The sequence below is a fragment of the Streptomyces sp. NPDC060027 genome (assembly GCF_042737005.1).
Classification (GTDB): Bacteria; Actinomycetota; Actinomycetes; order Streptomycetales; family Streptomycetaceae; genus Streptomyces.
In genome coordinates, this window is sequence record NZ_JBHWVI010000002.1 from 107,278 (window position 1) to 121,017 (window position 13,740).

Annotated in this window: 7 protein-coding genes; 3 read left to right on the forward strand and 4 right to left on the reverse strand. The window is 65.7% G+C overall.

Translation table 11 applies throughout. The annotated features are described in order from the left end of the window. The first annotated feature begins 270 nt into the window (after positions 1 to 270). The 3 genes from ACFWBT_RS01155 to ACFWBT_RS01165 all read left to right on the forward strand — a co-directional run bounded on the left by ACFWBT_RS01155 (position 271) and on the right by ACFWBT_RS01165 (position 4,413). Positions 271 to 3,201: a putative dsRNA-binding protein gene (locus ACFWBT_RS01155; protein ID WP_385694282.1), complete on the forward strand. Its 2,931-nt coding sequence runs from the start codon at positions 271 to 273 to the stop codon at positions 3,199 to 3,201. Between the two features lie 95 nt (positions 3,202 to 3,296). After that, positions 3,297 to 3,905: a hypothetical protein gene (locus tag ACFWBT_RS01160; RefSeq protein WP_385694285.1), complete on the forward strand. Its 609-nt coding sequence runs from the start codon at positions 3,297 to 3,299 to the stop codon at positions 3,903 to 3,905. After that, entirely contained in the window at positions 3,898 to 4,413 is a 516-nt protein-coding gene (locus ACFWBT_RS01165) for a hypothetical protein (protein ID WP_385694288.1), read from the forward strand. Before ACFWBT_RS01160 ends, ACFWBT_RS01165 begins: the two co-directional genes overlap by 8 nt. Positions 4,414 to 4,567: 154 nt before the next feature. On the opposite strand, the gene ACFWBT_RS01170 is transcribed toward ACFWBT_RS01165, so the two are convergent. From ACFWBT_RS01170 to ACFWBT_RS01185, 4 genes are all read right to left on the reverse strand, one after another. Next, positions 4,568 to 4,990: a hypothetical protein gene (locus ACFWBT_RS01170; protein ID WP_385694291.1), complete on the reverse strand. Its 423-nt coding sequence runs from the start codon at positions 4,988 to 4,990 to the stop codon at positions 4,568 to 4,570. After that, positions 4,987 to 5,817 carry an IS5 family transposase gene (locus ACFWBT_RS01175; protein ID WP_385694294.1) on the reverse strand — a complete coding sequence of 277 codons (831 nt, stop codon included), beginning with the start codon at positions 5,815 to 5,817 and terminating at the stop codon, positions 4,987 to 4,989. Before ACFWBT_RS01175 ends, ACFWBT_RS01170 begins: the two co-directional genes overlap by 4 nt. Positions 5,818 to 5,935: 118 nt before the next feature. After that, entirely contained in the window at positions 5,936 to 6,343 is a 408-nt protein-coding gene (locus tag ACFWBT_RS01180; protein ID WP_385694297.1) for a DUF6896 domain-containing protein, read from the reverse strand. A gap of 3 nt (positions 6,344 to 6,346) precedes the next feature. Next, entirely contained in the window at positions 6,347 to 13,588 is a 7,242-nt protein-coding gene (locus ACFWBT_RS01185; RefSeq protein WP_385694336.1) for a polymorphic toxin-type HINT domain-containing protein, read from the reverse strand. Positions 13,589 to 13,740 lie beyond the last annotated feature (152 nt).

The window sequence follows — 13,740 nt, forward strand, 5'->3', positions numbered from 1 at the left end:
ACCCACGCGGACAGTGCGGTCCGCCGCCCCATCCTGCTAGCCCTGCCCCTGGAAGCATGCAGAACGAACTATCTCCCTCGAACCCCTGTCGAACCAGACGTCTGGTACGTATCCTGACCTGGGGTTTTCGCTGTGATCGCCGAGGTCTGTGGCGCACGGCGGGACGAAATGGGGAGCAGTAGGCCGGGGAGGGCCTGCCCGTGAGGCCGGGGAGTGTGTCGACGCCGTCCGCCGCGGGCCGGGCCGTGCCGCCCGGCCGGGGGGAGTGGCATGAACCGTTGGGTCGGCGTCGTCTCGCTGCGGGAAACCGCGGCGCCCACGCCCGTGCACCGCATCGCGCTCGCCATCGAAGCCGCGCGCAAGCGGACGTCGTACCAACTCGCCGGACGAGAGGTCCCGTACGCGCGGATGCGTGCCGCGCTCCGCAGGCTCGGCCAAGAGCACGCGCGCCGCTACGAGTGGGAGCGGTACACGTACTGCATCGAGCTGGCCGGCGACTTCTACAATGGAGGCGAACCTCCGCGGGGCCTGCCGGGCTGGCTCACCGCCGAAATCGACGACGCCCTGAGGCGTAGTACCGCCGCTCCGAGGAAGAACGCGCGGAAGACGACGTCCACGCGGCACGAGCCCTGGCGTACCGAACACCGCAGGCCCCAGCCCTCACATCGGGACAGGCCCGCCTTCACCGGCGCTCCGGGCAGGGCAGTCGCCGGGACGGGCTCCAGGACGCCCGAGCCCGTCCAGCCGTACCGCCGCGTCGTACGGCGGACGACGGCCTGCGACGTCATGTACCCGCCGCTGCCCCCACTGCCGAGGGAGCTGGCGGAGCTGGTGGCCGAGGGCGGCGCCGAGGTGGTCGCGGCCGTACGGGACACCGTGGGGCGGTTCGCTCCCGAGCCAGATGCGGTGACATGGCTGGGTCTGGCCGCCGAACACCGCAGCCACCTGTACGAGAAAGTGCCGACGGAGACCGTTACGCCACAAGTGCTCGGCTTGCTGGAACGGCTTGGCGCCACAGCTCTCGACATGATCCTTCTCGACGCCTACGTGCGGTGGGCCGTCTCTCAGAAGGTGGGAGAGCAGTCCTCCGAGCATGTCCGGCGCCGCCGCGCCGCGGACCTCGCGTTGGGCCAGTGGGTCGCGGAGCGCCGGTTGGCCCGCCTGGGCAGTGGTGAAGCACAGCAACCCGCCCGGTCCGTGTACCAAGGGTGCGCACGGCAAGTGCTCGGAGTACTCAGTCTCTTCGGCGACCATGAGACTGCTCGTCGGCTCGTCGCCGCCGTATGGCCCGATCTCGACCGTCCAGTGGCAAGCACGGGATTCGATTCCGTCACCCAGGTGGACGCGGCCTTCCGGAAGGAAGGGCTGAGTTACGACTACGCGGAGGATGGCCCCGGCCACCGCAAGGAGTACCGCGCCACCGTCCGTACCGGCACAGGCCGCACCGCCCACGGCACCGGCCCGTCGAAGAAGGCGGCACGTGCGGCTGCGGCCGAGGCGCTGCTGACCAAGTACCCGCAGGTCGCTCAGACCGCCGGCGCGCGGCAGACTGCGCCCGAGCCCGGTCGGCAGCAGGCGGCACCGCTGCCGTACACGCGGCCGGAAGCCGGACACCGGGACGCCGTCGCCGACTTGGCGGCGATGTTCGAGCTCGGTCACCGGGCGGACGCTCTTCTCGCGCAGGCCCTCACCCACGCCTCCTGGATCTACGAGAACCAGCCAGCCGCACACGCTGCCCGCCAGCACGACAACCAGCTCCTGGCGCACCAGGGTTCCTTCGTCGTCGACCATCTAGCGGCCTGCGTCCGGACCCGTCGCACCCTGGCCCGCGGCCTCGCCCCCGACGACGACGAAGCCCGCATCCTCACCGCCTCCGACGAGGACACCGCCCGGCTCGCCGCTGCTCTCGCTCTCGGGGAGGGGCTGCTCACCGGTCGCGGCGAGAGCGGAAAAGGACTCGTGGCCGTCTCCGACGCGGCTCAGGCGGTGGTCGCCACGGCCTGGCGCGCCCGAGGACCAGAACTCCTGCGGCGTCGACCTGCCGTACTGGACGAGTGGCTCACGGGCCTTGATCACCGACCCGACCCGACGACCGTCCTGAACACCATGGCGATCACATACGGCATGACGTACGCCTTCGAGCACCAGGCCACGAACGACGGAAAGCATCTAACGCACTACACGGCCACCGCCGTGCTGCGGGACGTACGGGGGCGCACGCACCAGTGGACGGGACACGCCGACGGCCCTGCGGGCAAGACGTCGGCAGGCAAGGCGACCGCACAGGACATCCTCGATGTCCTCGCCGCCGCGTCCACAGACGATCTCTTCACCACGCTCGACGGACCGCAGCGCGACCTGCTCGCCTACTTGTTCCGCGCTCAGCTCGACGGGCTCGGGCAGCTGACGGAACGGCAGCGCACTCGCATCCTGGCCCGCGGCGACCTCGGTACCGACCTCCTCACGACCGGTGACACCGAGGCGTTTCTGGCCTGGGCTGACCGTGTCACAACTCTGCTCGGCCCGGATATCGGGGAGGCACCCGAAACGCTGACGAGCCTGTACCGCAGGATCCTCGACATCACCCGGTACGGGCAACGCTCCCCACTGCGCCGCATGGCGGCGGACCCCGGCACCGACACCGCCGGCACGGTGCGGCGCCTCGCCGTCGAAGCCGTCCGGCGCGCGGCCAGTGCCAGCCCCCGGGTCGAGTCCGTACGGGACGTCGTACAGGACTGGTGGCGTGACCAAGCGCCGCGCACCGGCGTCACGGTCCGCGACGACATGCGCCAAGAGGCATTCGTGCCGCTCCCGGCACACCTCGGCGCGCTGCACGAGACGCTGACGTGGTGCGGAGAGGCGGCCGAGGCGACAGGCACCCGGACCGACGTCGAACTGACCGTCCAGGACGGCACGCTGCACGTGTGGATCGGCCTCGACCGCGTCGACGTGCGGGCAGTCTGCGACGACTTCGCCCGGTTGCTGTCCCGCACCCTGCCCTACACGGACTGTCTCGTCAGTGAGGACCACGTCCTGCTGCGCCTGCACGGCGGCCCCGACCGAACCGGACTCCCACCCCTGGCCGCGGCCGGACTCGACGCCTACCTGTCCGCCGCCGACGCGGAACGCCCCTCCACTGCGGAGGAACAGCCCGACCCCGTCTCCCCCGAACCCGAAACCCACACACTCGCGACCACGTGAGCAGTCCGACACGTCACCCGGATGCCCGACCCGGCCCGACACCAGCCGGACAGAACCAGAGCCAGAACCACTGCGCGAGAGAACCAGGACCCGCCATGCCGAACCCCGCTTCCGGTCCCGATCACGGCGACTGGGCGGTGCCCTACCAGCCCGCCGACTTCACCGACGTCGACCCCGCGGCCGTCACCTGGCGCGGAAAGACCCCGTCCGCCGCGCTGGTGGACGCCGTGTACCGCATCGTCGAGGGGGAGGGGCCGATCCACCGGGACGTCCTCCACCTCCACCTGGGCGAGGTGCTGTACCAGCCCAAACTCACCGCCGCGAAGAAACGCCTCGTCGACGCGGCGGAGGAACTGCTGACGGACGAAGGCCGGATCATCGAGACGGACGACTTCCTCGGCCTCCCCGGCCAGCCCTGCGCACAGGCCCGGTGGCCGCTGCCGGGCCTGACCCGGCGCCCGGTCGAGCAGGTCGCCCCGGCCGAGCGGCGGCGAGCGCTGCTCGGATTCGTCGAGGACCGCCCGCGTGAACTCGGTGCCGAACAGGCCGTCGCCGAGGCCGCCGCCTTCTTCGGATGGTCTCCGCGGACCGGCCGCGCACCGGCCCGGCTGATGGCGGACCTCTACCGCCTCCGAGACACCGACGTCATCACCGGCTGGCCGAGCAAGCTGGAACCTGCTGCCTCAGGGGGCAGTGATGCCTAAAGACGACTACGAGGAGGACTGGGAAGACGATGAGGACCGGGACGTCCACGCCCGCATCCTCAACGTGGACACCGGCGACGAGATCCACATCTCCACGATCCACGATGACGACTACGAACGCCTCGTGGACTGCCGGATGTACAGCCCGGCCGTCGCTGAGTACGGCGAAGGGCTGAGCATCCCTCTCACAGAGCTCGACGGCTTCCTGGAGGTAGTCCAGGACGCGGTCTGGCAGAGGGAGCGGAAGGGGCGGATCGAGCACCACTCCCGCGTCCACCTGACCGAAGACGTCGAGATCCACGTCTCCACGATCTCCGATGCCGAACACGAACGCTTCGTGGTCCTCCGGAACTACAACGCTTCCCTGAAGGAGTACGGCGAAGCAGTGACCCTTCCCGTCGGGCTGCTCAAGGACTTCGAGGAAGGCGTGACTGCCGCCTGGCACGCCAACGGGTCGGGCGACTGGACCAGGGAGTTGGGGCCTTACGCGGAGGGGGTTGGCGGATGAGTGGTTCAGGAAATCCGGTCCGAGTGGGCTGGTCAGGCGGTTGCATCAGTGCCATCCGTCCCGGTGGTGCGACGTGAGAGGGCGGTATGAGACCTGATGCCCGATTCTTCGTTTCGTGCGGGACAAGCGGGCAGGTCGTAGCGACGTCAGTGAGCTACGGCCGAGGCTGGGTGAACAAGCCTGGCTCGGTCTCGGCCAGGATCCCGCGGTCGGCCAGCCGCTTGAGTTTGAGGCGGACGTTGTTGATGTTGTTGGGCGCGACCGGCAGGTCCATCGCCTCGCACACCTGCCGGGCCCGCAGCGGATGGTCGGCCGCGGTGAACACCGTCATGATCTGCTGGTAGGCCGGATGGTCCGGCAGTTTCGGGGCCGGCGGCGCGGGCGACCCGGGGTCGGGCAGCTCCAGCAGTGTCTTGCGGGTGATCCGGACTTCTTCGGCAGCCCGGACGAGTTCGTCGAGCTGTGTGGTCAGCCACGTGATCTGTTCCCGCGCGGTCTCGGCCTGCGCGGTGATCTCGCGTTCCCGCTCCTCCAGCCGTGCCAGCACCGCGCCCAGCGTCAGCTCCCCGCCGGTCATGCGGTGCGCCAGGCGGGCACGGTCGCCCCGGTCAGCCGGCGCAGTATCACCGCGGTCATCGCCCAGTACACCCGCGACTCCGAACTGCGGTGCAGATGCTCATAGTCGCGCACCAGCCTGCGGTGCAACATCAAGATCCCATAGGCGCGTTCCACGACCCACCGCTTGGCCTGGGGAACGAAGCCGGTCTGCGCGGGATTGCGCTCCACGACCTCCACCTCGATGCCCACCTTCTCCCCGTGCGCGACGACGGCGTTCTTGAAGCCCTGGTCGACCAGGGCCTTCTCCACGGCGTCGGTGTCGGCGGCGACCTTGTCCAGCAGCGCGATCCCGACGGCGTTCTCGTGCACCGACGCGGCCGCCACGACCACCGCGATCACCAACCCCAGAACGTCAACGGCCAGGCCGCGCTTGCGGCCCGGTACTTTTTTTGCCGCATCGCGCCCCGTCGACTCGGCGGGCACTCCGGCCGCCGCGTGCACGCTCTGGGTGTCGAGCACCACCAGGCTCGGGTCCGCCTTCCGGCGCGCCATTTCCCTCACCTGCCAGCGCAGCAGGTCGTGAATCGTCTGGTCGATGCCGTCGTCCCGCCAGGTGTAGAAGTAGTACTTCACCGCGCCGGGTGGCGGAAAGTCGTGCGGGAGCAGCTCCCACTGGCACCCGGTCCGGCCCTGGTAGAGCAGCGCGTTGACGATCTCCCGCATCTCGTACCGACCCTGATGACCGCTGACCGAGGGATGCGCGGCCTTCCACGCAGCGATCACCGGCTCGACCAGCGCCCACTGCTCGTCGCTCACGTCGGTCTTGTAGGGCTTGCGCTCACTCACGGTGCCCAGCCCAACATGCCCACGTCCGCCGACCGGCCGGGATACCGCACCGCCACACCTTCAGGTGACGACAAAACTCTTATGCACTCTCATACCGCCCTCTCATATTCGCCATTCATTATTCCGCGAGACAGAACCATTCATCTTGAGGTTCGCGCAGATAGCCAATCCGGACCAGTTCTCGGCATTGCGTCAAGAGATCAATTCGTTCAGGAAGAACTTCACCTCCGACGCTTCTCGCGAATCTATGTAGGCGCCATACATCGAACGCCTCGAATCCGCTTGCCAGAAGGTCAATGTCGACCTCTTCCCCTGATGGGCCAGTCATGAGGCACCCCCGCCCATGGACCGAATAGGTAAACCCATCAAGAGTCTCAGCACTTCGCCCGATGGTGCCTGCGCGAACAGCCCTCAGCACCGCCTCTAGGCTAGAGAATTCTGGATACTCGCGAATCAGGGCGCATTTGATACGAGCGAGATTCTCCAGAAAAGCAGTCACGTAGTCAATGGATTTTTCGCGTTCCATCGTCTATCCCCTCCGCCCCCTTCTGGAATCTCCAGGAAAGTCTCGGCCAACCTCTATCGCGGACCAGATCACTTGATCTGCATCTCTGTACCCATACGCCTTGACCTCGTCTAGGGAGATTGAGCGATATTGCACATTTATCCCCGCCTTCTTGGCGGCGGCAACGCGATGGTGCCCATTGATCACGTAGCGGCGATTATTGTATTCGAAGACCTCGATAGGATCTCCAATCCAGCCATTATTTGCCATGCTCTCAGCAATCTCGTCAACCCGCTGGCGAGAGGCGGAACCGCCGAGCGATTCGGTACGCTCCAGTTCATGTGGGCTCACGCAATTACTATTATGAACGAGTACGGGCGTAGAGCCAGCCAACACATAGTACGTGTGAACGTCCTCAACCGTCAGATTGTACGTCTGCGCATGCCTGGTGAATGAGTGGTTTCGTGTGACGATGACGACGCTTCCGTCATCGGTGAGCAGGGTCATCCCCGCCTTGAGGGCGCCCGCTTTGATCCAGTCACGCTCGGACGGGGACCAGAACGGGTGCTCATGAGTCGCCGTGAGCTTCTCGATGCCGTCCAGCGTGGCAATGGACAATTCATTGAAGTACTTGTCTCCCTCCGTTCGGATGAGTCGGGTCACTTTACGGGACTTCTTCTTCCCGGTCTCCGGGTCAGTTGCCTTGACGCGGTCACCGAGTTCGACGTCCTCGATATTTTTGACTGTCCCGTCCGCCGTCAAGACTTCGGTGCCAGCAAGGAAGCAATTGCATCCTGCGACCATTTTCGAACTTGAATAGGATGAACCCTTCTTCCCTGTACCGGAAACCCCTCCCGGCCTTGCGCCGGATAGCCCTCCCGGCCCCTCCATGCCTGTCATGGCGATCATGGCAGCTGCACCGAGAGGAGTTACCTGACCCCTACACCCGCTGTCATGTCCCATTCGCATGCAGGTGAGGAATTTAAGATGGGTCAGAATGTTCTGGCCAATATGCTCGCTGTCATCCCCGAGAAGGCATGTGTCACCAAAGTCTCGGCACCAGTTGTCGACCTCCCGGTTGAACCGGTCGCCAAATCGGCTGGCATTCTTCCAACTTTTGTCGACAAAGACGCCAGGGTAGATTTCGAAGTGCGTATTGGTGAAGGAGGCCGGGTATACGTTGCCAGCATTCAGTGCCGCTTGATAGTTCTGTGAATATCTCGGCGGTCCGGAAGAGGCCGGGTGTGTGGGCGTCCTGTTCTCATGGTCAGGCGATGAACGGGTGGGACAGTCGAGGTCTGCGCAGAGCCCGCTGGGGTCGCTATTGCTGATGGGGCTGTTGCTGCTGTACGCGTACCCGTTCATCTGGAGCGGGTCGGTGATGTCGACAACCGGGTCGGCGGAGAGGAAGCGGCCCGAGGTCTGGTCGTATTCGCGGGCGCCTAGGTGGGTCAGTCCGGTGGCCGTGTCCTCGATGCCGACACCCAGGTAGCCGCGCTTGATGGGCCAGCTCGACGGTTTCGGACCGCGGAGTTCGCCGTACGGCTTGAAGGCGCGCCGGGTGACCGTTTGGCCGTTTGACAGTTCGACCGTTGTGTTGGTTGTACCGAGCTGGTCGGCGAGAAGGACGCTGAGTTTGTGGCCCGTCGCCGCTGCGTTGGTGGTGGTTCGGACCACCGTGGGTGCGCCGGCTTGGGCGTAGGAGCGGGAGGCTCGGGTGATTGTGCCGGTGGTGTCGGTTGTCAGCTCGGTTTCGCCCAGGTACAGGGTCGTGCCCGTGGGTGAGTTCTCCAGTAGGCGGTTGCCTTCGGCGTCGTAGACGTAGGTTGTCTTCTTGCCGTCGTCGGTGAGGGAGTCGAGCTTGCTTTCCGCTGTCCAGATCAGGTTCTGTGTGGTGGCGGAGAGATCCCGGACAGTGGTGTTGCCGGTGGCGTCGTAGGTGTAGACGCTGCCTTTGCCGGACGGGCTGGAGCTGATGGCTGTTGCTGTATGCGGCTGGGCCTTGTATGCCGGCGTGGTGCCGGTTGCGGCAACCGTCTTGCCGTATCCGTAGGTGTATGTGACGTCCTTCGTCGCGTCAGCCGTGTTGTGCTCGGTCATCTTCGCCCGGTTGCCGAGCCAGTCGAACATGTACGACTGGCGGTAGGCCGTCGTACCAGTGGATACCGTCGTCGTGTCCGGGGCTGCGGCTGAGAGCGAGGAGCTCAGCGCCGGGTCTGGGGTGGATGTATCTGTGGCTTCGTCCGGGGCGTCAGTTACTGGGCCGGACGCTGTGGCGTAGTCGGTGCGGGGTCCCCAGATCGTGCCGTTCGAGGCTTTGCAGCCGGTTCCCTTACCATCCGGTGCGATGTTCGATGTCCAGGCGTGCGTCAGCTCGCCGATGGCGTCGTAGGTGAAGCACTGGGTGTCCCAGGTGTTGCCCGTCGCCTCGCTGAGTTGTCGGGCGTTGGAGGTGATCGTGCCGGAGACGTCGTAGGAGTAGTAGCTGTCGGTGATGCGGTGCGGGCTGTCGGTCTCGCGGTCGGCGACGGTGCGCTGGAGACGGCCCGTGTGGGGGTCGACGAAGTTCGTCGTCCAGAGGCGGTAGGGCTGGTTGCCGGACACGGTTCGCAATGTCTCGCCGTAGGGCGAGTAGGTGGCATCGGCTGTGTACCAGGTCAGTCCTGACGTCGACTCCGCCAGTCCGTCGGTGTTGTAGCGGGTGACGACCTTTTCCTGTGCGAGTCCGCCGACGGCTGGCAGGGTGACCGACTGCGGCTTGCCTGTCGGCGTGTAGGTGTAGGAGTAGGCGTATGTGCCGGCGAGCCCCGTCGTCATCGGGTTGGGCGGGATGTCCGTCTGAGTGCCGGTGACGTTGTACTCGGCGTCATAGCCGGTGATCTTGTCGACATAGTCGCCGTCGTCGGTGTGCCGCTTGGAGCTTGAGGGCTGGCCGATTCCGCCGGGCGCGTCGTCGTAGGTGTATTCCTTGATGGGGGTGGCGGTTGCGGAGCCCAGCCGTACGTCGGTGATACGCCCGAGGGCGTCGTAATGGGTGAAGGTTTCCTTTCCGAGCGCGTTTTTGACTCGGTTTGGCTGGTCCGCGGAGTCGTACCAGGTGTCGGTGGTGCCGGTGTCAGGGTCACTTGTGGATTTGATGCGTCCGCGAGCGTCGTACACGTACGACCAGACATTGCCGGCGGGGTCGGTGACCTTGTTCTGGTTGCCGCGGGTGTCGTACTCGTATGTGGTCGTGCTCCCCGCGCTTGAGTCTTCGGCGTTCTGGGAGTAGTGCTTGACCGACGTGACCCGGCCGAGGGCGTCGTAGTTGGTGCGCGTCTTGGGGAGCGTCGAGCCTGCCGGGTCGACGTACGTGCTGGTCCAGCTGTATGAGGTGTACGTCGCGTACTGGTAGTCGCCGTCGTGGTAGACAGACGAGCGGATCTCGCGTTCCAGGCCGTCGTAGCGGTGCCTGACCGAACTAGGGATCAGTGACTTCGACCGGGGAGCGAAGAGTTCTGTCCCGGGCTCACCCTTCGCCAGGTAGGCACCGGTCCGCTCGCGCGGCAGACCGTGATCGTCATAGTCGGTGTCTACGATGATCCGGCCTGGACCGTGGGCCTCGGACTGCTTTTGGATCTCGCGCATCAGACCGTCGTACAGGGTGACGTCGCGGGCGTAGGAGCCGTCGTCCTTGAGTGTGCTGACCGTTGCGGACGCTGGTCGGTTCTCACTGGATGTGGCAATGGCTGGTTGATAGTCAATGGTGACGTTCGGGGACTTGCCGCCCGAGGAGCGGGACGGGGACCAGCCCTTCACCAGACGGCCCAGAGAGTCGTACTCGCTCCGGGATATTCGGCCGTTGGGGTCGGTCACGGTCAGCGGCAGGCTGCGTCCGGGATCGAACGTGGTTGTGGTGGCCTGGCCTGCGGCGTTGATCGTCTTGGTCGAGGTGACTGGGCCGCCTGCCTCGGGCGTGTACTGCGTCTCGGTGGGGCCGACGCCGGGGTGGGTGATGGTGCGGACACGGCCGAGGTCGTCGAACGTGGTGGTGGTGACGCTGGAGTAGGACGTGCCGGTGGCGTCGATCTCGGCGACCGAAGTGGCTGAGCCCTTTGTCGGAGTTGCGCCGAAGGCCAGCTTGTCGTAGCTGGTCTGCATCGCCGCCTTGAGCTGGGTGGCCGGGTCGGCGTCGGCGTAGCCGGCGCAGGAGGTGGCGGTTGTCCGCTCTTCCTTGGGCAGTCCGATCAGCCAGGCTGAGGTGTTGTGCACGTACGACGTCTTGGTGCAGGTCTGGTTGGAAAGCGTCTCGTTGGAGCCGTTGGGTTTGACGACTGCCGTCTCCACCTGGATCGGCAGGCCGTAGGTGTCGTCCACTTGTGTGAGGGTGCGCAGGGCTTGCCAGCCGTTGTCGTCCAGGGACTGGATCTCGTCCGTCTGTTTGACGTCTGTGTGGAAGGCCAGCAGTGGTTCGCCTGCGGTGCCGTCCTCGTTTTCACGCGGTCGGGAGGCGGTCTGCTTGGACCGCGGGAAGTTCAGGGTGCGCCGGAGGACCTGGCCGTCGGAGTCTCGGTAGGTGATCGTCTCTGCGGTCATGCCGGCGTACTGGGGAGCGTCGTCGGGGAGCAGGATGCGCTCGCCCTTGGAGTCCTTGACCTCGCCGCCGTTTCCTAGGAAGTAGCGGGTGACAGACATCGATTGGGAGTTCACGTCGCCTTGCTCAGAAGCCGACTTGCTGCCCTTGAGTGACTTGACCTGTCGGTATCCTCGCCAGTCGCTGAAGGTGCGCAGGGCTGGACGCGTGAACTCGTCGTCGCTTGTGGCCCAGGACGGGCCCGAGTACTGGTAGGTGGTGATGACGGGTTTGCCGTGCGAGGTGACCTTGTCGTTCTCGGTGACGGAAGCCACGACGTATTTGTTGAACCACGTCTTGGCCGGGGTCTTCTCGTCGCCGTCGGGTGACCAGCGCACCGGGTAGCAGGTGCTGTTGGCCTTGCCCTTGTCTTCGGTGGGCTCGCTCGCGCAGCCTCCGGTGTACTCGACCTCGATGTCACCGCCGTGTTCGGTGGAGACCACGCCGATGCGGGGCCGGGTGAATCCGGGCCGCTGGTCGCTCTTGCCCGTGAGGACGAGATTCGGCAGTTGTCTGTCCTTCAGCCGGGCGTGCAGTGGGGAGGCCGATCCCACGGTGTAGTGCCCGAAACTGATGCCGTCTTTGGACTGGAGAGTGCCTGTGGTGTCTCCGGGGCCGTAGCCGGTACGCGTTATCGAGTTGAGCCACAGGCCAGGTGCGGTGTCGTACCAGTCCTCAGGAAAGGACTGGTGGAGCGTGTAGGTGTCGACCGGGCCGAGGCCGGTCTGTCCTGCACGGGCAGCCTTCGTGGTCACCGTGTCCAGGCGCAGCTGGGTCCAGAAGGATGGGAACGCCGGGCACATCTTGGACGTGGACTTGCAGTTGAGGTTGCCGGGCGTATCCCACCAGGGGCGGTATGCGCCCGGGTCGTCGGTCTTGGCGAAGTTGGCGGGGTCGCAGGAGGTGGTCGACTTCAGGCAGCGCTGCTTGACACCGAACTCGACCGTTGCGGACGGCTTGTTGAGGCTGTCGGGTCTCATGCCGTACTCGATGGAGGCCGGGTAGGCGTAACGGTCATACTTCTCGGGAGACTTGAATTTCTTGCGAACGGCGTAGTAGTTCGTCTCCTGGTTCCAGTTGACGATCATCGTGTTGCCGTGGACGTCGACCACCTTGTCCAGGCCCCAGCGCCAGGCCTGCTGTTTCCCGGCGCCGCAGCGGGAGTCGGCGAAGGCTTCGGCGTGGCACGGCTCTCCCGGGTGATTGCCGAACACCGGTGTGGTGGAGACCGAGTTCGTGTTGGCGTGGCCGCCGCCCACGCTGTTCAGGCCGTAGTAGTACTGCGTACCGTCTGTGGTCGTGACGACCCAGTACTCGCCGTTGTTGTCGCTGTTGGTCCCGCCGACGCGATGCTGGACGCGGGTGCCGTCGTCCTGCTGGGGGCGGTAGAGCTCAGTGTCTTTGTCCGGGTCGCTGCCGGAGCCGGCGTCGCGGACCAGCTCGGTGGTTTTGCCGCTCAGCGACATCACCGCGTTGTACGACACCCAGCACTGGTCGGACGTCTTGTCTTTCTTGGCTGCATTGTTGGGGGTACCTGCCTTGAACGCCTTCCGGTCCTCCTGGCAGGAACGGTAGCCGCGCTCGATGTGACCAGGCTCGTAGTTCCAGCCTTCACCGATCCATGACGCCTGCGGTGACGAGATCGCGGTGCGGCCGTCTACGGTCTGGGAACTGTAGTTGAAGGAGATCTTCGGGGCCGGACCGGCGGGTGCTGTGGGGATCGTCAATGGGTATGACCAAGAGAAAGCTCCTGAGGAGCCTCCGGCTTCCCATTTTCCGTCGGATGCCAAGGGCGTCGCCTTGAAAGTTCCGCCGCTGCCGGCACCGGAGTCGACAGCGCCGACAACCGCAGTAGTGCTGGCAGCCACAGGAGTTGCCGAAGTTGAAGCGTGGTACGCCGCCGGGGCAGCTCCCGAACGCGATGCCGGTGAGGGCTTGCCCACGGTCGAGGTGATGCCCTGCGCTGCCGGGTCGACGGTGGCCGTGATCGACTTCGCCGCCGTGTCGTTGGTGGTTTCCAGCTCCTCGTATGCCTGACACGCCTCGTCGTCCGGCGTGGTCAGGTAGCACTCGGGAAACTGCACGAAGTGCAAGCGGGTAGCCCAGTCGGCGCCGTAAAGACTCTCGAAGTCGGAGTAGTCGAGCTTTACGTTGACCGGGACGGCCCCGGTAGCCGGTCCCTGCACCTTCAAAACTGCCCCGTCAACACCTTGGCTGACAGCGGACGTGCGGTCGGGAATGGTCACCTGCCAGGTGCCGGTGGGGGCCGGCTGGTCGGGAGCCTGGCCGAGGCTGACGGGCAGATTCCCGACGGGCGACATGGCTGTCTGCCCGGCGGAGGTGATGGTGCGCAAAGACGCCGGGGCCGAGGCCGAGCCGAAGCTCACCGTGCCCGTCAGGTTGGACGGTGCGGTTGTTGTACCTGTTGGTGCGGTGAGCAGGTCCTCAGGGATATCGGCTTTGAGGGTGTCGAGATCACGGGAGGACTTCATGCCCGGAATGGGCTCCTCGTTCTCCAGCTGTTCAAGTTCCACCGCTTGCCTGCCGGCCTCGTCGTGCGAGGGATCAGGGTCAGGCGGCAGCGCCAGTGACTGAGTGGGCAGCAATGCCACCAGCAATGCGCCAGCCACGGTCGGTATGGCAGCGCGGGCCATGCGACGACGGGCGTGCGGAAGACGGCCGAACACGACGAGATCCCCCCGGACCATTCGAGGCGGGACCGGTGACGGACCACGCGTGACAATTTGGCAGACCGTCAGATTCTGTGGCCCTACTGTGAAGAAGCGCTAGATCATTTCTTTTGGCG